Origin of the sequence: Planotetraspora kaengkrachanensis, assembly GCF_016862895.1 — a bacterium.
GTDB lineage: Bacteria > Actinomycetota > Actinomycetes > Streptosporangiales > Streptosporangiaceae > Planotetraspora > Planotetraspora kaengkrachanensis.
On the sequence record NZ_BONV01000015.1, the window covers coordinates 24,323 to 44,189 of the forward strand.

General features: G+C 69.6%; 22 protein-coding genes and 1 tRNA gene. 10 read left to right on the forward strand and 13 right to left on the reverse strand.

Going from position 1 to position 19,867, the window contains the following annotated elements; translation table 11 throughout:
- Nucleotides 1–62: 62 nt before the first annotated feature.
- On the reverse strand, nucleotides 63–374 hold the full coding sequence (locus tag Pka01_RS41615) for a 2'-5' RNA ligase family protein (protein ID WP_486357945.1): 312 nt from the start codon (nucleotides 372–374) through the stop codon (nucleotides 63–65).
- Here Pka01_RS41615 and Pka01_RS40810 point away from each other — a divergent pair.
- Nucleotides 315–593 carry a hypothetical protein gene (locus Pka01_RS40810; protein ID WP_239115093.1) on the forward strand — a complete coding sequence of 93 codons (279 nt, stop codon included), beginning with the start codon at nucleotides 315–317 and terminating at the stop codon, nucleotides 591–593. The two genes, Pka01_RS41615 and Pka01_RS40810, sit on opposite strands and share 60 nt — an antisense overlap.
- A gap of 261 nt (nucleotides 594–854) precedes the next feature.
- On the opposite strand, the gene Pka01_RS18255 is transcribed toward Pka01_RS40810, so the two are convergent.
- From Pka01_RS18255 to Pka01_RS18285, 7 genes are all read right to left on the reverse strand, one after another.
- Nucleotides 855–926: transfer RNA gene (locus Pka01_RS18255), tRNA-Val, on the reverse strand.
- 15 nt (nucleotides 927–941) lie between these two features.
- Nucleotides 942–1,898, reverse strand: a complete 957-nt coding sequence (locus tag Pka01_RS18260; RefSeq protein ID WP_239115094.1) for an ROK family protein — start codon at nucleotides 1,896–1,898, stop codon at nucleotides 942–944.
- A gap of 29 nt (nucleotides 1,899–1,927) precedes the next feature.
- A complete protein-coding gene (locus tag Pka01_RS18265; RefSeq protein ID WP_239115095.1) occupies nucleotides 1,928–2,167 on the reverse strand; it encodes a hypothetical protein in 240 nt (79 codons plus the stop codon).
- Between the two features lie 212 nt (nucleotides 2,168–2,379).
- On the reverse strand, nucleotides 2,380–2,835 hold the full coding sequence (locus Pka01_RS18270) for a peroxiredoxin (RefSeq protein ID WP_203884002.1): 456 nt from the start codon (nucleotides 2,833–2,835) through the stop codon (nucleotides 2,380–2,382).
- 74 nt (nucleotides 2,836–2,909) lie between these two features.
- Complete coding sequence (locus tag Pka01_RS18275; protein ID WP_203884003.1) at nucleotides 2,910–3,338, reverse strand: DUF3052 domain-containing protein; 429 nt, start codon at nucleotides 3,336–3,338, stop codon at nucleotides 2,910–2,912.
- Nucleotides 3,339–3,476: 138 nt separating this feature from the next.
- Nucleotides 3,477–3,884 carry a YjbQ family protein gene (locus Pka01_RS18280; RefSeq protein ID WP_203884004.1) on the reverse strand — a complete coding sequence of 136 codons (408 nt, stop codon included), beginning with the start codon at nucleotides 3,882–3,884 and terminating at the stop codon, nucleotides 3,477–3,479.
- A 9-nt stretch (nucleotides 3,885–3,893) separates the two neighbouring features.
- Nucleotides 3,894–4,088 carry a DUF1918 domain-containing protein gene (locus Pka01_RS18285; RefSeq protein ID WP_203884005.1) on the reverse strand — a complete coding sequence of 65 codons (195 nt, stop codon included), beginning with the start codon at nucleotides 4,086–4,088 and terminating at the stop codon, nucleotides 3,894–3,896.
- A 590-nt stretch (nucleotides 4,089–4,678) separates the two neighbouring features.
- Between Pka01_RS18285 and aceE the strand changes: the two genes are divergently transcribed.
- Nucleotides 4,679–7,432 carry a pyruvate dehydrogenase (acetyl-transferring), homodimeric type gene (gene aceE, locus Pka01_RS18290; protein ID WP_345338236.1) on the forward strand — a complete coding sequence of 918 codons (2,754 nt, stop codon included), beginning with the start codon at nucleotides 4,679–4,681 and terminating at the stop codon, nucleotides 7,430–7,432.
- 261 nt (nucleotides 7,433–7,693) lie between these two features.
- On the opposite strand, the gene Pka01_RS18295 is transcribed toward aceE, so the two are convergent.
- From Pka01_RS18295 to Pka01_RS18315, 5 genes are all read right to left on the reverse strand, one after another.
- Complete coding sequence (locus Pka01_RS18295) at nucleotides 7,694–7,852, reverse strand: hypothetical protein (protein ID WP_203884006.1); 159 nt, start codon at nucleotides 7,850–7,852, stop codon at nucleotides 7,694–7,696.
- Nucleotides 7,853–7,967: 115 nt separating this feature from the next.
- Entirely contained in the window at nucleotides 7,968–8,681 is a 714-nt protein-coding gene (locus Pka01_RS18300; RefSeq protein ID WP_203884007.1) for a helix-turn-helix transcriptional regulator, read from the reverse strand.
- A gap of 62 nt (nucleotides 8,682–8,743) precedes the next feature.
- Nucleotides 8,744–10,774 carry a family 20 glycosylhydrolase gene (locus tag Pka01_RS18305; RefSeq protein ID WP_275414477.1) on the reverse strand — a complete coding sequence of 677 codons (2,031 nt, stop codon included), beginning with the start codon at nucleotides 10,772–10,774 and terminating at the stop codon, nucleotides 8,744–8,746.
- Between the two features lie 86 nt (nucleotides 10,775–10,860).
- A complete protein-coding gene (locus Pka01_RS18310) occupies nucleotides 10,861–11,319 on the reverse strand; it encodes a helix-turn-helix transcriptional regulator (protein WP_203884008.1) in 459 nt (152 codons plus the stop codon).
- A 122-nt stretch (nucleotides 11,320–11,441) separates the two neighbouring features.
- Nucleotides 11,442–12,470 (reverse strand): PHP domain-containing protein, encoded by a 1,029-nt coding sequence (locus Pka01_RS18315; RefSeq protein ID WP_203884009.1) that lies wholly within the window; start codon nucleotides 12,468–12,470, stop codon nucleotides 11,442–11,444.
- Between the two features lie 142 nt (nucleotides 12,471–12,612).
- Between Pka01_RS18315 and Pka01_RS18320 the strand changes: the two genes are divergently transcribed.
- The 8 genes from Pka01_RS18320 to fabF all read left to right on the forward strand — a co-directional run bounded on the left by Pka01_RS18320 (nucleotide 12,613) and on the right by fabF (nucleotide 19,842).
- A complete protein-coding gene (locus tag Pka01_RS18320) occupies nucleotides 12,613–13,317 on the forward strand; it encodes a hypothetical protein (protein WP_203884010.1) in 705 nt (234 codons plus the stop codon).
- Nucleotides 13,317–14,480, forward strand: coding sequence for a glutathionylspermidine synthase family protein (locus Pka01_RS18325; protein ID WP_203884011.1), 1,164 nt, complete (start codon nucleotides 13,317–13,319; stop codon nucleotides 14,478–14,480). Before Pka01_RS18320 ends, Pka01_RS18325 begins: the two co-directional genes overlap by 1 nt.
- Nucleotides 14,477–14,950 carry a DUF350 domain-containing protein gene (locus Pka01_RS18330; RefSeq protein WP_239115096.1) on the forward strand — a complete coding sequence of 158 codons (474 nt, stop codon included), beginning with the start codon at nucleotides 14,477–14,479 and terminating at the stop codon, nucleotides 14,948–14,950. Before Pka01_RS18325 ends, Pka01_RS18330 begins: the two co-directional genes overlap by 4 nt.
- Nucleotides 14,951–15,119: 169 nt before the next feature.
- A complete protein-coding gene (locus Pka01_RS18335) occupies nucleotides 15,120–16,268 on the forward strand; it encodes a PucR family transcriptional regulator (RefSeq protein ID WP_239115097.1) in 1,149 nt (382 codons plus the stop codon).
- Nucleotides 16,269–16,385: 117 nt separating this feature from the next.
- The gene (locus Pka01_RS18340) at nucleotides 16,386–17,282 is read left to right on the forward strand and encodes an ACP S-malonyltransferase (RefSeq protein WP_203884012.1); all 897 of its coding nucleotides are present in this window, start codon (nucleotides 16,386–16,388) and stop codon (nucleotides 17,280–17,282) included.
- A complete protein-coding gene (locus Pka01_RS18345) occupies nucleotides 17,279–18,235 on the forward strand; it encodes a beta-ketoacyl-ACP synthase III (protein WP_203884013.1) in 957 nt (318 codons plus the stop codon). The genes Pka01_RS18340 and Pka01_RS18345 overlap by 4 nt, the downstream gene beginning before the upstream one ends.
- Nucleotides 18,236–18,297: 62 nt before the next feature.
- Nucleotides 18,298–18,537 carry an acyl carrier protein gene (locus tag Pka01_RS18350; RefSeq protein WP_203884014.1) on the forward strand — a complete coding sequence of 80 codons (240 nt, stop codon included), beginning with the start codon at nucleotides 18,298–18,300 and terminating at the stop codon, nucleotides 18,535–18,537.
- A 75-nt stretch (nucleotides 18,538–18,612) separates the two neighbouring features.
- Nucleotides 18,613–19,842 (forward strand): beta-ketoacyl-ACP synthase II, encoded by a 1,230-nt coding sequence (gene fabF, locus Pka01_RS18355; protein ID WP_203884015.1) that lies wholly within the window; start codon nucleotides 18,613–18,615, stop codon nucleotides 19,840–19,842.
- Nucleotides 19,843–19,867 lie beyond the last annotated feature (25 nt).

Below are 19,867 nucleotides of genomic sequence, written 5' to 3' on the forward strand. Positions count from 1 at the left end.
ATCACGGTGGAAGACCATGAGGGAGACGTGCGAGATGGTGATTTTGACGGGCTCGGTGTCGACTATGTCGAGGCTTGCGCGATGTGTTCGGTTGGGGAGTCCGCGTTGACATACGCGACGCTGACATGGGGTCGATACGGCAGGGACTCAGGATCTATGGGGTGAACCGACGCGATAGCCGTACGACAAGTCGTCCGCAGATTCTGGATCGCCGCGGCTGGCTGGGCGGGTAGGTAGATCGCCTCTGGAACGATGACCGGCCGGTGGAAGGTTACGACGGGCGGAGGGACCTGCCGCAGCTCGGACCGTAAGACATGTTCGATCTTCCCGAGGGCCTCATCGGCGATCGCGTCAGTGAAGCCGATTCCTTGCATGGTGAGATGGAGCCAGGGTCGTGGGATGAGATCGAGGACTGGGATGGGCTTCAACGCTTCCTGATAGCGATTAACCAGAGCGTGCAACTCGGGCTGGCCATCAAAGGAAAGATGGCAGGCGTGGAAGTGCCGTCCTTCCTGCCAGCCTGGTCGCCACCACCAGTGGTTCTGTACCTCGGGTACTCGCTCGATGGCGATGCGCTCCATATTGACCCTTAGATATCCGACGGCACGTCAGGCTGCTCTGGCTGCTGAGTGATCGGGTACTCGTCGATCACCACTATCCGATCGGCAGGCCAAACGGATTCCGAGACCTCCAGGAGAGTCCCATCGTCGGCAGATACGGCCAGTGATCCAAGAAGGCGCAACTGCGATGGACCGCATCTTCCCGATGGCCGATGAGACATAGTCGTTCAGCATGTCACTCAGTTTGTCACTCACGCCCCGTTTCCTTGATCGGAGACGGGGTGTTTTCGCAGGTGGGCGGTACTGGGTTCGAACCAGTGACCCCTCGCTTGTAAGGCGAGTGCTCTACCGCTGAGCTAACCGCCCGGACGGGACTACACCTTACGACACAGGGCCGCTTCTCAGCACATCGAGCGACCAGCCCCGCCCCGTGTCCGGCACCCCCGCGGCACGCCACCCGAGAAGGGCCGCGCCGAGCATCCCGGCCCGCATGCCGAGGGCGGCCTGACGTAGCGGAGGCGCCTCCCGGAACGCCAGCCGACCGGCCAGTTGCTCCTCCAGCGGGTCGAACAGGACCCGGCCCGCCTCCCCGAGCCCGCCGCCCAGCACGATCAACGAAGGATCGAGCAGCAGGACGTAGGTCGCGAGCGAGATCGACAGCGCTTCAACGGCCTCGCCGAAGACCTGGGCGGCCGCCTCGTCTCCGGCGGCCGCCAGGGACACGACCTCCTTGGCGGTCGCCGTACGGCCGGTGCGGGTCTCGAAGCGACGGGCCACGGCGGAGGCCGAGGCGTAGGTCTCCAGGCAGCCGACCTGGCCGCAGGCGCACTTGTCCCCTGTCGGCCACACCGGCGCGTGGCCGATCTCGCCGCCCCAGCCGCGTGCGCCGCCGTACGGCTCGCCCTTGATGATCACGGCGCCCGCGATGCCCGTGCCGATCGGCAGGAAGAGGAAGTCGTCGGCCTCGCGCCCGGCGCCGAGCACGCTCTCGGCGAGCCCGCCCGTCTGCACGTCGTGGCCGAGCCGTGTGGGGATGCCTTCGGGGACGAACGCCGACGCCGGGACGTTCCGCCAGCCGATGTTCGCGGAGTAGACGGCCGTGGACTCGGTCACGATGCCGGGCACGGCGAGACCGATGCCGGCGGGCGGAGCCCCGAACCGGGAGGTGCCGAGTTCGGCCAGTTCTCCCGAGTAGGCGCGGACGGCCTCCACCACGGCCTGAGGGCCGTCCTCGCGCCCGGTGGGACGCCCTTCGAGTGCCGTCACCCGGCCGTCACGGGTGACCAGGCCGCCCTTCATCGTCGTGCCGCCGACGTCGAGCCCGACGACGTAGTCCACGTGTGTGACTCCTGAGGTGCGAGTGGTGGTCACGAGCGTCCGAGCACACGGTCGAGGGCGGCCGCCACCTCGGCTGGCAGCCCCGGTGCGCTGGTGAATTTGGCCGGATTCGCCGAGGCGACGTTCGGCTCGTCGGGCCGTGCCTGCCGTACGGAACCGCAGGAGCGGCATTCGACCTCGCCGAGGCGGCGGATCAGGGATGTGGACCCGCACGAGGGGCACGCGTCGAGATCGAGGTCGCGGGCGCGCTGGCAATCCGGGCAGATCAAAACCTGAGTCTCACCGCGGACTCCGCGCTTCCACGGACTGGCGCCACGGACAGGGTCTGTCTGCCGGGCCCCGCACCGGTAGCAGGGCATGTTTCGCCTCCCATAAGGCAGTCCAGGCCAGAAGACCCGGGCACAAGACTCAGGTAACTCGAACAAGGTCGAGAAGACAAGGTCCGGGTGGTTAAGACGGGATAAATCAAGCAAAGAGCAGATCAGATGCCGTCGAGCACGGACTGGTACTCGACGACATCCCTCGCTGCGCCGATCTCATTGACGATCTTCCAGCGGACGACGCCCCCGGCGTCGATGATGAACGTCCCCCGCAGGGCGACGCCCTTTTCCTCGTCGAGCACGCCGTAGGACCTGGCCACCTCCCCATGCGGCCAGAAGTCGGACAGCAGGGGGAAGGTGAACCCCTCCTGGTCGGCCCAGACCCGGTGACTGAACATCGAGTCGACCGAGACCGCCAGCACCTGGACGTCCTCAGGAGCCGAGCCGACGAACTCGTCGCGGATCGCCGACAGCTCTCCCTGGCAGACACGACTGAACGCCAGGGGATAGAAGACGAGCACGATCCTCCTGCCCCGAAGGCCGGAAAGCCTGACAGGGGCACCGTGCTGGTCCTTGAGCTCGAAGTCCGGAGCCACCGCCCCGACCTCTGCCGCCATCAACTGTCCTCCGGGACGTGGTCCGCACACCGTGCCTGCCGTACGGCGCAGCCGAGCCGTACGGCAGGGTCAGCTCAGCGGCGAGCCTTCGGAGCGACGAGCCGGGTCCCCGACCAGTCCCTGGCAGCACTCACGCTGCTCGTCTGGGACAGTCCCGCGGTCGCCGCGTCCTCGCCGATATCACTGGGCTCGACATGGCCGTCCCGACCCGCCTTCGGGGTCAGCAGCCAGATCTGGCCTCCGTCTGCGAGTGCGGTCATCGCGTCGCTGAGGGCGTCGAACAGATCGCCGTCCTCGTCGCGCCACCACAGCAGCACCACGTCGACGACGTCCTCGTAGTCCTCATCGACCATCTCGTTGCCGGTCAGCTCCTCGATGGACTGGCGCAGCGCCTCGTCGCTGTCCTCATCCCAGCCGACTTCCTGCACCACCTGACCGGCTTTGAGGCCGAGTCTTTCGGCCAGGCCGCGCTCGCCTTGCGCCTGACCCGCGGTCGCGCTCACGTTCATCCCTCCTGCTTGGGTGACCCCGCTCTTTTGTGCGGTCGTCCGGCTCCGGAGAGCCATGCTTCGGCACAGTCCACACGCTGTGACCCATCGTCGTCAACGGTCGCCACGGCCGGTGACCCGCACCGTTATCTGTTAATTGGACAAAAACGACAAACGAACCCGCCTGTTCGGGTTGTCCACGTTGAGATCGACGACGGCGACCGACTGCCACGTCCCCAGCGCGAGCCCCCCGCCCAGCACCGGGACCGTCGCGTACGGCGGAATGAAGGCGGGCATGACATGTGATCGCCCATGCCCCCGAGATCCGTGCGCATGCCTCCAGCGGTCGTCGGCGGGAAGCAGATCACCGAGGGCTGCGAGCAGATCGTCGTCACTGCCCGACCCGAGCTCGATCACCGCGATGCCCGCCGTCGCGTGTGGCACGAACACATGCAAAAGCCCGTCTCCGCCACACTCGCGCGCGAAATCCGCACACTCCTGAGTGATGTCGTGGACCCGCTCCCGCGAGCCGGTGCGCACCTGGATCTCCCTCGACTTCACAGCGCGATACTACGATCCCCTGTGTTCGTGAACGATCACAGCGTCCGGGCCCGGGAAGACCAGCGCCTGATGCCCGTCCTCGAAGCGGACCAGGAACGGCGGCTCGCCGCCGACCCCGCGGACTTCGATGATCTCACCGCACTTGTCGTGCTCTCCGACGACGGCTCCGTGGACCACGAGCCTGTCGCCTACGGTTGCGTGCATCTCGATCCCCTCCCTCTCTGAGCCTGATACGGCTATCGCCACCTGGAAAGAGGAGAAACCCCACCCACTCGAGAGGCAGGGACAACACATACCAAAACGTTACGCTGGGGATATGCGGCCGGCTGGTCGCCGCCGCGGCGATCACGACGGCCGGCCGTACGGCTCCCTCCCCCGCGCTTCCAAGGGGGCCGATGTGGCCCGCCCGCACCCCGGAGGCCCCTGATCCGTACGCCTTCGGAGAAGGACGCCGGTCTTCCCTTTAGAGAGGAGTCCCGGGGGGAAGTACCCGACGGGAGTCGTATAGCGTCCACGGGCACACGCCCCGCAGACGGCTTACAACGGCCCCAGAGGCAAGAGCAAGTGGGCGGTTTGCCAAAATCGTCCTACCATCGGTGGTCTAGGCCATCCCAGCCCTGCTGCCAGCAGGGACAATTTGGTTACCGGGGAGTAGAGATGCGCTTTCCGAACCAAAGAGCCAGGATGGAAGTCGACCAAGAGGAGCGGCGATCCAGCAGGACGCACCCCCCCAGCCGGCAAGAGTTCAGCAAGATCCGACGTGACCAATGTCCATTCTCGGAAGGCGAGACCCAGTGGCTTCCGGACGCCAGCGTTTCTCGATCATCAGCGACGGCCTACCCAGCCAGTTGCCTGATGTCGACCCGAGCGAGACCCAGGAATGGCTCGAATCGCTCGACAACGTCATCAAGACCGAGGGCCGCACCCGGGCCCGCTATTTGATGCTCCGCCTGCTGGAGCGCGCCCGTGAACATCAGGTCGGCGTCCCCGGCCTGCGGAGCACGGACTACATCAACACCATCCCGCCGGAGAAGGAACCGTGGTTCCCCGGCGACGAGTACGTCGAGCGCCGGATCCGGGCCTACATCAGGTGGAACGCGGCGGTCATGGTGAGCCGCGCCAACGCGCACACCAACGTCGGCGGCCACATCGCCACCTACGCCTCCGCGGCGTCGCTGTACGAGGTGGGCTTCAACCACTTCTTCCGCGGCAAGGACCACGGCGAGTCCGGAGACCAGGTCTTCATCCAGGGCCACGCGGCGCCGGGCATCTACGCCCGCTCCTTCCTGGAGGGCCGCCTGACGGCGAACGACCTCGACGCGTTCCGGCAGGAGTTGTCGCACGGCTTCCACGGCCTGCCCTCCTACCCGCACCCCCGCCTGATGCAGGACTTCTGGGAGTTCCCCACGGTGTCGATGGGCCTCGGCCCGCTCGCCGCGATCTACCAGGCGCGGTTCAACCGCTACCTGCTCAGCCGCAAGATCAAGGACACCAGCCGCAGCCATGTCTGGTGCTTCCTCGGCGACGGCGAGATGGACGAGCCGGAGTCGCTCGGCCCCATCGGCGTGGCCTCGCGCGAGGAGCTCGACAACCTCACCTTCGTGATCAACTGCAACCTGCAGCGGCTCGACGGCCCGGTGCGGGGCAACGGAAAGATCATCCAGGAGCTGGAGTCGTACTTCCGCGGCGCGGGCTGGAACGTCATCAAGGTCGTCTGGGGCCGCGACTGGGACCCGCTGCTCGCGGCGGACGTCGACGGTGTGCTGGTCAACCAGATGAACACCACCCCTGACGGGCAGTTCCAGACCTACTCGGTCGAGTCGGGCGGCTACATCCGGGACAACTTCTTCGGCGGCGACCCCCGGCTGCGCAAGATGGTCGAGCACATGTCGGACGACGACATCCGCAAGCTGTCGCGCGGCGGGCACGACTATCGCAAGGTCTACGCGGCCTTCAAGGCGGCCCGCGAGCACATCGGCCAGCCGACCGTCATCCTCGCCCAGACGATCAAGGGCTGGACGCTCGGCAAGGACTTCGAGGCGCGCAACGCCACGCACCAGATGAAGAAGATGAGCAAGGCCGAGCTCAAGGAGTTCCGCGACCGGCTCTACCTTCCGATCCCGGACAAGGACCTCGAGGGCGACCTGCCGCCCTACTACCACCCGGGCCCGGACAACGAAGAGATCGCCTACATGAAGGAGCGCCGTGCCGCGCTCGGCGGATTCCTGCCGAGGCGCGTCGTGCGGTCCAAGGCGCTCAAGCTGCCCGGAGACGACGTCTACAAGCAGCTGTCCAAGGGTTCGGGCAAGCAGAACGTCGCCACCACGATGGCGTTCGTCCGGCTCCTGAAGGACCTCATGCGCGACAAGGAGATCGGTCATCGCTTCGTGCCGGTCATCCCGGACGAGGCGCGCACGTTCGGCGTGGACGCGATGTTCCCCACCGCGAAGATCTACTCCCCGCACGGGCAGACGTACGAGGCCGTCGACCGCGACCTGCTGCTGTCCTACAAGGAGTCGACCGAGGGCCAGATCCTCCACGAGGGCATCAGCGAGGCCGGCTCGATGGGGTCGGTGCTCGCGGCGGGCACGTCGTACGCCACCCACGGCGAGCACATGATCCCGGTCTACATCTTCTACTCGATGTTCGGGTTCCAGCGCACCGCCGACCAGATGTGGCAGCTCGGCGACCAGATGGGCCGCGGCTTCCTGCTCGGGGCCACCGCGGGCCGCACGACGCTGAACGGCGAGGGCCTCCAGCACGAGGACGGCCACACGCCGCTGATCGCCTCGACGAACCCCGCCGCCGTGTCGTACGACCCCGCGTGGGCGTTCGAGATCGCGCACATCGTCAAGGACGGCCTGCGCCGGATGTACGGGGACGCCCCCGAGGACGTCTTCTACTACCTGACCGTCTACAACGAGCCCTACCAGCAGCCGGCCCAGCCGGCCGACCTCGACGTCGAGGGCGTGCTCAAGGGTCTGTACCTCTTCGCTCCCTCGACTGGCGACGGGCCGAAGGCGAACATCCTCGCCTCGGGTGTGGCCGGGCCGTGGGCGCTCGAGGCGCAGCGCCTGCTCGCCGACGACTGGGGCGTCGCGGCGTCCGTGTGGTCGGCCACCTCGTGGTCGGAGCTGCGCAGGGACGCTCTCAACGCCGAGGAGCACAACCTGCTCAACCCCGACGCCGAGCAGCGGATCCCGTACGTCACGAGCAAGCTGGCCGGAGTACCGGGCCCGATCGTCGCCGTCAGCGACTACATGCGCGCGGTTCCCGACCAGATCGCGCAGTGGGTGCCCGGAGACTGGGCCTCGCTCGGGACCGACGGCTTCGGCCTGTCGGACACCCGGTCGGCGCTGCGCCGCCACTTCCACGTGGACGCGGCCTCGATCACGCTCGCGGTGCTGACCCAGCTGGTCAAGCGGGGCGAGATGAAGCAGGAGGTGCTTCAGGAGGCCGTGGCCCGCTACCACCTCAAGAACGGCGTGACCGAGGTGGCCGGCCACCCGACCCCGGAGACCAACGACACCCAGTCGATGGGCGTCTGACCTGGTCGCCTCTCACCTGATCGACGGTACGGCTCCCGCCCCGGCGGGAGCCGTACTCGTTTCGAGCGGAAGCCGTGCTCGTTTCCGGCCGGCCCGGGCAGGACGCCCAGCGGGGACCGGGGAGAAGGCCAGAGGGCCGGTGAGACGTGAAAGGCCGTCCGATCGCCCTCTCGGCCCGGAGGTGACACACCTGGGGGGAAGCGCCGGAGGGGAAACACGGGAGGGGGGTCCCGGCGGGCGATCGGACGGCCTGGGATCGCCTCAGCGGGTCAGGAACCCGCCTCGGCGAAGATCTGGAAGAGGTCCTCGTCGGTCTGGAACCGCCGGCCGGAACAGGTCGCCGTAGAAACGCTCGACACCGTCGGGATCGTCGCTCGCGATCTCGAACCACGGCACGGTGCCGGCGGCCTGGTCGCTCATGCCTTGCCTCCTGGCTGACTCGTGGTGCTCGACCGGGACCCAGCCTTCCGCCTGCCGGCGACAACCCCCTGTCGGTGTTTCGGGTGGCGTCCTTCGGCGTTTCCGCCCCGCCCTTTCAGTCCAGCACCGGTTGCCGCATGATCACGTGGGCCATGTCGGAGTCGAAGTCCTCGATCGGCCGGGCCGGCGCCCGGTGCCCCGTGAGGGCCGCTGAGACGATCCGGTCCAGGCGGAACACCCGGACGGCGTCGCGGAGCCGGCACCAGGCGACGAGATACCACGAGCCGGTCCGCCCGCCGACGAACATGCCCGGCTCGACCTGCCTGGCCGTCAGCGAGCCCTCGGCGTCGGTGTACTGGATCTGGAGGACGACGCCTTTCAGCACGGCCTCCTCGACGACCCGCGTGACCGAGCCGTCGCCGCCGTCTTCCGGCCCCTCCGGCGGCACGATCTGGACGCGGGTCGCCAGCTGGCGCGCCCGGTCGCCGTCGTGCCCGGGCATCGCGGCGACGAGTTTGCGCAGCGCGCTCCGCGCGTCGTCCGCGAACGGCTGCCCGTCGGCTCCCTTCAACGCGATCGCGACGGCCACCGCCTCAGCCGGGGTGAAGTTGAGCGGAGGCAGGGACATGCTCTTGTCGAGCACGTAACCGCCCTTGCGCCCCACCTCGGCGTAGATCGGGACCCCGGCCTGCTGCAGGGCGGCGATGTCCCGCTCGATGGTCCGCGAGCTCACCTCGAACCGGCGGGCGAGATCACGTGCGGACCTGCAGCGTGGGGAGATCGCCCGCAGGTCCTCGACGATCGCATACAGCCGGTCGGTACGGTTCACAGGCGAGACGGTAGGCCACACCACCGACAATTACGGGCGTACGCGATCTACAGGACACCCGCTCACCGCTGGACCTCGATGTAGTCCACGTTGGGACCGCCGCCCGACGTCGTCGCGGTCGCCCTGATCGTGTTCGTCCCGGCGTTCAGGTCGACGGTCAGCGTCCTGGTCTGCCACGTGGTCCACGCGCCTGTGCCGTTGAAGGCCACGCCCGCCGCCGCGGTCGTGCCGTTGACGGAGACGTCCATCGGCCTGCCGGTGGACGTGCCGTTGGCGTACCTCAACCGGAGCGACACGGGGCCCGCCGCCGCGGCGTTCACCGTCCACTGCACGTAGCTCCCCGCGGCGTTGTCGTAGTTCACGAAGCCGGTGCCGGAGAACCCGGCGTGGTTCGACTCGGCGACGCCGCGTGAGATGACGGCGTTCTCCGCCTCGTACCGCACGGTCCCCTGGCCGCCGGTCGCCCACGGCACCTGCGGCGACCGGTAGAAGTCGATGCCCATGACGGTCCAGCGCGGGCCCTGGGCGCCCAGCCGCTGGCGGAAGGCTGTCCAGTTGTGCGTGGACCACGGCGACCAGCCGAGCTTGGCGATCGCCGGCAGCCGGGGGAAGGCCATCGTCTCGATGTGGTCCTCGGTGGCGACGGTCTCGGTCCACAGCGGCGCCTCGACGCCGAGCACGGCGCTCTCCGGGACGCCGCTGAGATACGTGCCGGGGTTCCACTCGTAGGCCGTCTGCACCTCGATGTAGCCCGCCCAGTTCTGTCCCGGCGTGGTCGCCGAGGTGTACTTCATGTCGAGGTACGCCTTGTTGGCCGGGGACATCACGACCTTCGCGCCCTTCGACACGGCTCCGCTGACGAGGGAGTCCGAGGTGGTCAGCCCCCAGTACTGCGTCACGCGGCCCGGCGAGTGCTGCACCGCCGACGCGCCGATCTGGTGCCAGCCCATCACCGCCTTGCCGGTCGCGGCGACGAGCGGCTGCACCCGGTTCATGAAGGTCGCGTACTGCGACGCGGAGGTCGCGCTGGCCTCGTCCCCGCCGATGTGCAGGTACGGCCCCGGCGTCATCGCCGCGAGCTCGGCCAGCACGTTCTGCGCGAAGGTGTAGGTCGTCTCCTTGGAGGTGCACAGCGAGCTGAAGCCGACGTCCGTACCGGTGTAGAGGGCGGGCGCCACCCCGTTGCAGTTCAGCTCGGCGTACGACGCGAGGGCGGCGTTGGTGTGCCCGGGCATGTCGATCTCGGGCACGATCGTGATCTGCCGCTGCGCCGCGTAGGCGACGATGTCCTGGTACTGGGCCTTGGTGTAGTACCCGCCCGCGCCGCCGCCGACCTGGGTGCTGCCGCCGTACGTCGCGAGCCGGGGCCACGCGTCCACGACGATCCGCCAGCCCTGGTCGTCTGACAGGTGCAGATGCAGATAGTTGATCTTGTAGAGGGCGATCCTGTCGATGTACCGCTTGACCGTCGCCAGAGGGTGGAAGTGACGGGAGACGTCCAGCATGGTCCCCCGGTAGGCGAAGCGCGGGTAGTCCACGATCCGCCCGCCGGGCACCGTCCACGGGCCGGGGCGGACCGTCGTGCTCTCGACCTCGGCGGGCAGCAACTGGCGAAGCGTCTGCACGCCGTTGAACAGGCCGGTGGCCGTCCGCGCGCGGATCACCACGGACGCCGACGTCACGTCGAGCCGGTAACCCTGCTGACCCACGCTCGCGTCCGCGCCGCTGAGCAGCAGCGAGATGCCGCCGGACGGCGTGCCCGAGCCGGCGGCGGAGACCGGCAGGGGGTAGCCGGTCGACGGCCGCAGAATCCCGGCCAGGAGGTTCCCGACCTCGGCGGCCTGGGCGGAGCCCGCCTCGGTGAAGATGCCGGCCTCGGCGGGCAGCGTGTAGACCGTCCCGCTCGCCGGTTGCGCCGACACGGGTGCGGGCACCACGTCCCCGATCGAGGCGGCGCGGGCCGGCTCGGCGGCGGTGAACACGACGACCTCCGCACCGGCGGTGAGTAGCGCGACCATGAGCGACAGCACGGCGAACCGGGCGAGCCTGGAGCTTCGCCCCGAGGCCCGCTCGAGCGGAACGGCAGGCCTCATGGCGTCCTCCACGAGCCGGAGCAAATAATTAGTAAGCTTTACTTACAGCTGGGAGGGCGTCAAGGATCCGCAGGGCCGGGAGGTTCTCAGCCGGCGACGGCGTCCGCGAGGCCGGCGAGGCGGTCCGGCGTGGGCTCCGGATACCGCTCACGGGTGACGACGGCCGACACGATCCGATCCAGGCGGAAGACGCGCACGTCGTCCCGCAGCCGGCACCAGGCCACCAGATACCAGTGGCCTCCCCTGCCACCCAGGCAGATGCTGGGCTCGACGTCCCTGGACGTCACCGTCCCCCGGCCGTCGCCGTACTCGATCCGCAGGATCCGCCGTCCGAGCAGCGCCTGGTCGATCGACCGTTTGACCGACTCCAGCTCAGAGATGACGTAACCGCCGGAATCCAGCCGGATGGGCACACCCTCCTCGCGCAGCAGCGCGACGTCCCGGATGACGGTGCGCCTGCTCACGCCGAGGCGCGACGCCAGCTCACGGGCGGAGAGCCGGCCGCCCGCGCGGAGCTCCTCCACCAGGGCGTCACGGCGGTTCATGGTTCGAAGCTACGCCGACGAGCCCGGCGAAACCCGACGAAACCGACTCACCAGGACGCCACACCACCATCACCCGGCGGCGCCCGGCGGCACCCCTCGGCGCCCCTCGGCACCGTGAAGGGTCAGCCTGCGACGTGCCGTTCCTCCCACGGCCGCGCGTTGACGACACGGTCGGGGCCGATCCCGCAGAGCGCTGCCCTCTCACAGCCGTACCTCTGCCAGTCGAGCTGGCCGGGAGCGTGCGCGTCTGAGTCGATGGAGAAGGAGCAGCCCATCTCGTAGGCGAGCCGCAGCAGCCGCTTCGGCGGGTCGAGCCGGTCGGGCCTCGAGTTGATCTCGACGGCGACGCCGAACCGCCTGCACGCCTCGAACACGATCTCCGCGTCGAACGCCGACTCGGGGCGCAGCCCGCCCCGGCGTCCGCCGGCGCGCACGATCCTGCCCGTGCAGTGGCCGAGCACGTCGACATGGGGGTTCGCGACGGCCGTCACCATCCGCCGGGTCATGTCGTCGGCGCCCATCTTCAGCTGCGAATGCACGCTCGCCACCACGACGTCGAGCCGCTCCAGCAGGGCGGGCTCCTGGTCGAGCGAGCCGTCGGGGTTGATGTCGACCTCGATGCCGGTGAGGATCCGGAACGCGGAGCCCTCTGCCGCGAAGCCGGCGTTGAGCTCCTCGACGACGCCGAGTTGCTCGCGCAGCCGGTCGGCGGACAGCCCGTTCGCGACCGTCAGCCGGGGCGAGTGGTCGGTGAGCGCCAGGTAGTCGTGGCCGAGCCCCCGTGCCGCGACCGCCATCTCCTCGATCGGCGAACCGCCGTCGGACCAGTCGGAGTGGCTGTGCAGGTCGCCCCTGAGCGCCGCCCGCAGCGCGGAGGTCGCCTCGTCCAGGTCGACGTCCGCGGTGTCCTCCAGACGCCGGAGGTAGGTGGGCACGTCGCCGTTCAGCGCTTCGGTCACGGCGAGCGCGGTGACCTTGCCGATGCCCTTGAGGTCGCCGAGGCCGCCGGTCCGCGCGAGCCGTACGAGCTCGTCTCGCGGGAGGGCGCCTACGGTGGCCGCCGCTCCGCGGAACGCCCGGACGCGGAAGGTGGGCTCGCCCGCCCGTTCCAGGAGGAAGGCGATGCGCTTGAGAGCCTCGACCGGATCCACACCGGCACGCTACCCGAGTGGCGGCCGGCGGCGCGCGGGCCGTTTCGAGGTGGCCGGGGAACCAAACCCGCCCCTGTCCCGTTCGTCTGGCTGGCGCTATCGTTCGACCGATCTGCACAGATTCTCTACCGAGGGGAGCCCGATGACGGAGTCCGGGGAGAACCCTCCGCAGAATCCCGTCCCCGACGGCCCCGCCGCCAAGGACGCCACCCCCGAAAAAGAGCCCGCACCCGACGGCCCGGCCCCACACGACGACACCGGGGACACCACCCCCAAGGACGAGCCCGCACCCGACGGCCCGGCCCCACTCGACGACGCCAAGAACGCCGCCGCCAAGGACGAGCCCGCTCCGGACGACGCCGGTCCAGGGGACGAGCCTCCGCGGGCGCCCCGCGCGCAGGCTCCCCCTCCATACCAGCCGCCTCCGTACGTGCCTCCGCGGCAGCCCCCTCCCCCGTTCGCGGGGACGGCTCCGGCCGGGCGTCCACGACAGGGCGGCATCAAGAAGTCGAGCGTGATCAAGCTCGGCATGATCGGCGGCCTGTCCACCCTCGTCGTCGGATTCTGCGTCGCGCAGAACCGCTCCGACGAGGTGAACGCCGACTGCGTCGACACCTCCAGCCGTCAGGCCGACGGCTCGTACGCCGTGGTCGGCGACGACTACTGCGACGACACGCGCTACCACGGCCCCCACGGCGCCTACGCGTGGTACTACGGCGGTGCCCGCGTCGCCGGTCGGGTGCTGAACGGGACGACGATCAAGCCGTCCGGCTCGCAGATCTCGACCCGGTCGGGACGGGTCATCCAGCGCGGCGGCTTCGGCTTCCACAGCGGCGGCGGCGGCTGATGCGCAGGGAGGCGTCACGGCCCAGGGACGACTGGGCCGCCACCGTCGAGTCACAGGGGCTCGCGTTCCACCGGTCCGCCCACCCCGAGGGCCTGGCCAGGCCGTACTGGGACGAGAGCGTCCACTACGTCTTCACCATGGACGAGGTCCTCGCTCTCGAGGAGCAGGTGGAGGAGCTCCACCGGATGTGCCTCGCGGCCGCCGAGCACGTGGTCGCCCATGACCGGCTGGCCGACTTCGCCGTGCCGCCCGCCTGGCGCGCGGCCGTCGCCGAGTCGTGGCGCCGGCGTGACGCGCACGTCTTCGGCAGGTTCGACCTGCGTTACGACGGGACGGGACCGGCCAAGCTGCTCGAGTACAACGCCGACACCCCGACCAGCCTCGTGGAGAGCTCCGTCGTCCAGTGGTTCTGGCTGCGCGACGTCTTCCCCGAGGACGACCAGTGGAACTCCGTGCACGAACGGCTGATCGACCGCTGGAAGTCGCTACCGCTGCCGACCGGCCCGGTCCACTTCGCCTGGACGAACGCCGACGAGACGGGCGAGGAGGTGATGACGCTCGCCTACCTCCAGGAGACCGCGGAGCAGGCCGGGCTGGCCACGGTCGCGCTCGCCATGGAGGACGTCGGCTGGGACGCGCTCAACCGGCGTTTCGTCGACATGGAGCACCGGGTGATCCGCTCCCTGTGCAAGCTCTACCCCTGGGAGTGGATCGTCGCCGAGCCGTTCGCGCCGCACGCCCTGGCCCAGCAGATCTCGATGGCCTGGATCGAGCCCCTGTGGAAGATGTTGTTGTCGAACAAGGCGCTGCTCGCCGTCCTGTGGGAGCTGTACCCGGGCCATCCGAACCTGCTTCCCGCCTACCTCGACGGACCGCGCGACCTCGCCGCGGGCGCCGGGTACGTCCAGAAGCCGCTGCTCGGCCGCGAGGGCGCGTCCATGCGCGTCGTCGCCCCCGGCCTCACGGTCGAGACCGACGGCGACTACGGCGCCGAGGGCTTCGTCTACCAGGAGTTCCTCCCGCTGCCCGACTTCGCCGGCTGGCGGCCGGTCCTCGGGGCCTGGATGGTCGACGACGAGTCGGCGGGGCTGGGCATCCGCGAGACCTCAGGGCTGATCACCGATGACACCTCCTCCTTCGTCCCTCACCGCATCCACGGATGAAAGCGACCGCCCTCACGATGAATCCCGCACCCCCCACCACGTCCTTCGCCGAGGTCCTCGGCCATGGCTCGCTGGCGATCCTGGCGTACGCGATCCTCGGCGTGCTGCTGCTCATCGCCGGTTTCTACGTGATCGACCTCGCCACGCCCGGGCGGCTGAGCAAGGTGATCCGCACGGAGCGCAACCCGAACGCGACCCTGCTCGCCTCCTCCAGCCTCGCGGCCGTCGGCCTCATCGTGGCGGCCTCGATCTGGTCGTCGGGAGGGGTGCTGCGGGAGGGGCTGCTCGCCACGCTCGTGTTCGGGCTCGTCGGCATCGTCGCGCAGACGCTCGGGATGGTGGTGTTCGACCGGGTCGCCGGGATCTCCGTCCGCGAGCTCGTCCAGGAGCCCACACTCCAACCGGCCGCGCTCCTGCTGGCCGTCACGCACTTCGTCATCGGCCTCGTCACCGCCGTCGCGGTCATCTAGGACCTGTACGGATGACCGCCATGCCCCGCCCCGCCGCGCCGAGTGCCGCAGCACCCCGGATGACCTGGCACGCTAGAGACGTGAGCGAGCGGGAGAGCAGGACGGCCGGCAGGTGCGCGGCGACGGGCGCGACGGTGCCCGCGCTCGCGCGGACGGCCGGGGAGGCGGCATGAACGCGAAGGTCCAGGAGGACACGGCGCGACGGCTCGACCGTGCCATGGGCAGCCTGGGCACGGCCGCGATGGCCCGCATGGAGGAGCAGCTCGCCTGGTACCGCGCGCTGTCCGCGGAGGACCGGTCGTGGGTCGGCCTGGTCGCCCAGGCGGGCATCGCGGCGTTCGTCGAGTGGTTCGGCCACGCGGGCGAGGGACGGCCCACTCCGAGCATCGAGTTCTTCGGCACCGCTCCGCGCGAGCTGAAGCGCAGCGTGTCACTCCAGCAGACGGTCGACCTCGTCCGCATCGTCGTCGAGGTCGTGGAGGCCCAGGTCGACGAACTCGCCGCCCCGGGCGGGGCGGACGTGCTCCGCCACGCGATGCTCCGCTACACCCGCGACGTCGCCTTCGCCGCCGCCCAGGTGTACGCCAGGGAGGCGGAGGCACGCGGTTCCTGGGACGCCAGGCTCGAGGCGCTGATCGTCGACGCCCTGGTGCGCGGGCAGGTGGACGACGGCCTGCACTCCTGGGCCGCGGCGCTCGGCTGGACGTCGGCGCCCGTCATGGTCTTCGCGGGGCACGCGCCCGACGACGACCCGCAGAGCATCATCGACGGCCTGCGCGACAAGGGCCGCCGGGTGGGCCACGAACTGCTCGCCGGCGTGCAGGGCGACAGGCTGATCGTGATCGTCGGCGGCGCCGCGGGCGTCAAGGACGCGTCCCGCAGCGTCGTCCCCCGGTTCGGCCCGGGTCCCATCGTGATCGGCCCGGAGGTGCCCGACCTGCACGCCGCCGCGAGCTCGGCGCGCGCCGCCATCGCCGGACTGCGCGCGGCCGCCGGGTGGCCGGACGCGCCGAGGCCGGTCCTCGCCGAGGACCTGCTGGCGGAACGCGCCCTCGACGGCGACGAGGACGCCAGGGCCCAGCTTGTGGAGAACGTCTACAAACCTCTCGCGGGCACGCCGCTCCTGGACACTCTGGCGACCTATCTCGAGCAGGGCACCTCGCTGGAGGCGACCGCGCGGCTGCTGTTCGTCCATCCGAACACCGTGAGGTACCGGCTCAAGAAGATCACCGAGCTGACCGGTTACCAGCCGACGGAGGGCAGATCCGCATTCACCCTTCAGGTGGGCCTCATACTCGGCCGCCTGTCCGTAATGTAGCGAGCTCCCGTTAACCGCAGCGCAACGGAAACTGTAGGTACCCCACAAACGGGCGGGTCCAAAGTTCGTTCGGATCTCCATCGGTGTGGCGAACCTCTACAGGGCAGGGTTGATTACGTGCTCGTCATCGCCGCCCCGGGCCAGGGTGCCCAGACTCCGGGCTTCCTCGCCCCTTGGCTCGAGATCCCCGAGTTCCGTGACCGCATCTCCGCCTGGTCCGAGATCGTCGGCCTTGACCTCATCGCGTACGGCACGACCGCGGACGCCGACGAGATCCGCGACACCGCCGTCGCGCAGCCGCTCCTCGTGGCCGCCGCCCTGGCCGCCTACGACGTGCTCGGCGTCACGCCGAACCTGGTGGCCGGACACAGTGTCGGCGAACTCGCCGCCGCCGCGATGGCGGGCGTGCTCACCCGCGAGGAGGCGCTCGGCCTCGTCAGGGAACGCGGCCAGGCGATGGCCAAGGCCGCGTCCGTGACCGAGACCGGCATGCTCGCCGTCCTCGGCGGCACGGAGGACGAGGTGCTCGCGGCCATCGCCGCGCAGGGCCTCACCCCGGCCAACATCAACGGCGCGGGCCAGATCGTCGCCGGCGGCACACTCGAGCAACTCGAGGCGTTCAAGGCCGACCCTCCGGCCAAGGCCCGCCTGATCCCGCTGTCCGTGGCGGGCGCCTTCCACACGGTCCACATGGCTCCGGCCGTCGATCAGCTCCGCCAGGCCGCTGCCGGCATCAAGCCCGGCGACCCGGCGGTCAAACTACTGTCCAACTCCGACGGCGCCCTCGTCGACGGCGGTTCCGACTTCGTCGACCGCCTCGTCAAGCAGGTCGCCAACCCCGTCCGGTGGGACGCCTGCATGGCGACCATGGCGGCCGAGGGTGTGACCGCGATGATCGAACTACTGCCCGGCGGAACCCTGACCGGCCTCGCGCGCCGCGGGCTGCCCGGCGTGAGGACCGTCGCACTCAAGACTCCCGATAATCTGGACGCCGCCCGAGAGGTGCTCAAGTGAGGCTCAGCCAAGGTGCTCCCGGCGCGAGGGTCCTCGCGTTCGGCGGCTATCAGCCCGCCGATGTCGTGACCAACGACGATCTCGCCCAGCGGATCGAGACCAGCGACGAGTGGATCCAGAGCCGGGTCGGCATCAAGGAGCGCCGCATCGCCGGCCCGCAGGAGTCGGAGATCGACCTCGCGGTCCAGGCCGGCGGAAAGGCCCTCGCCGCGAGCGGCCTGTCCAGCAGCGACATCGACCTCGTCATCGTGGCGAGCTGCACCCTCGAGGCGCAGATCCCGAACGCGGCCGGCCGGGTCGCGCACCGGCTCGGCATCGAGGCGCCGGGCGCCTTCGACGTCAACGCCGCGTGCGCCGGCTTCTGCTACGGGCTCGCCGCGGCCAACGACGCCGTGCGGGCGGGTTCCGCCACCAACGTCCTGGTCGTCGGCACAGAGAAGCTCAGCCAGTGGGTCGACTGGGACGACCGCACCACCGCGGTCATCTTCGCCGACGGCGCGGGCGCGGCGGTCGTCGGCCCGTCGGACACGCCCCGCATCGGCCCGGTGGCCTGGGGCAGCGCGGGCGACAAGTCGGACGCGATCATGGTCAAGGACCGCAACTCGTTCCTCCAGCAGGAGGGTCAGACCGTCTTCCGCTGGGCCACCACGGCGCTCCACCCGGTCGCCAAGGCCGCGTGCGAGCGCGCGGGGGTCGACCCCGCCGAGCTCGCCGCGTTCGTCCCGCACCAGGCCAACCTGCGCATCGTCGAGGCCATCGCCCGTAAGATCGGAGCCGACAACGCGGTCATCGCGCGGGACATCGTCCTGGCGGGCAACACCTCCGCCGCGTCGATCCCGCTCGCGCTGTCCCGCATGATCGAGCGCGGCGAGGTGCCCTCGGGCGGGCTCGCCCTGCTGCTCGGTTTCGGCGCGGGGCTCACGTACGCCTCCCAGGTGATCGAGCTACCGTAACGCTTTGTGCGGCTCGCCGTACAAGATCCAGATAATCCATGAATTCAAGGAGAACCACCGACATGGCACTGACCGAGCAGGAGATCCTGGCTGGCCTCGGCAAGATCGTCAACGAGATCACCGGAATCCCGGCGAACGAGGTCACCCCGGAGAAGAGCTTCGTGGACGACCTCGACATCGACTCGCTCTCCATGGTCGAGATCGCCGTGGCCGCGCAGGACGAGTTCGGCGTCGAGATCCCCGACGACCAGCTCAAGCACCTGAAGACCGTCAAGGACGTCATCAACTTCATCCAGGCCTAGCCGGTCGGGGGCGGGCCCGGCGAACGTGCCGGACCCGCACGTTTCACCCAATTCATCAAAGAGGAGTGCAGAGACGTGAGTAATGACCGGGTAGTGGTCGTCACCGGGATCGGCGCGACGACGCCCGTCGGTGGGGACGCCGCCTCAACCTGGTCGGCGCTCCTCGACGGGCGGTCGGGCGTCCGCACGCTGGAAGAGGACTGGATCGACTCCGTGCCGGTGAAGTTCGCCGGTCTCGCGGCGGTCGACCCCGGGGACGTACTCCCCCGGCCCGAGGCGAGGCGGCTCGACCGCGCCGAGCAGTTCGCGCTGATCGCGGCCCGCGAGGCGTGGCAGGACGCCGGCAAGCCCGAGGTCGAGCCGACGCGGCTGGGCGTCGCCGTCGGAAGCGGCATCGGCGGCATCACGACGATCCTCAACGCCTACGACCTGTTCAAGGAGAAGGGCTGGAACCGGCTCTCTCCGTTCACCGTGCCGATGCTCATGCCGAACGGCTCCGCCGGATGGATCAGCATCGAGATCGGTGCGCAGGCGGGCACCCACTCGCCGGTCAGCGCCTGCGCCACCGGCGCGGAGGGCATCGCCTACGGCGTACAGATGATCAAGGACGGCCGGGCCGACGTGGTGGTCGCGGGCGGCACTGAAGCAGCCATCCACCCGCTCAACATCGCCTCCTTCGCGGCCATGCGGGCGATGTCGACCCGCAACGACGAGCCGGCACGCGCGTCGCGCCCGTTCGACAAGGGACGTGACGGCTTCGTGCTCGGCGAGGGCGCGGGCATCGTCGTGCTCGAGTCCGAGGAGCACGCGCGCGCTCGCGGCGCCAAGATCTACGCGGTGGCCGCCGGGGCGGGGTACTCCTCCGACGCCCACCACATCGCCCAGCCTGAGCCCTCGGGCGCGGGCATTCAGACCGCCATGCGGCGTGCGCTGGAGGCGGCCGGGCTGACCGGCGCCGACATCGTCCACGTCAACGCCCACGCGACCTCCACCCCCGCCGGCGACGTCGTCGAGACGATCGCCATCAAGGAGTCGGTCGGCACCCACCCGCTGGTGACCTCGACCAAGTCGATGACCGGTCACCTCCTGGGCGGAGCGGGCGGCATCGAGTCGGTCTTCACCATCCTCGCGCTGACTGAGCGCGTCGTCCCCCCGACCATCAACGTGGACGACCTGGACGACGGCATCGAGGTGGACATCGTCCGGGCCGAGCCGCGCAAGCTCGCCGGCGGGCAGATCGCCGCGGTCAACAACTCCTTCGGGTTCGGCGGGCACAACGTCGCAGTGGTCTTCACCTCTGTTTGAGCAAGTCGCAGTGGCCTTCACCTCT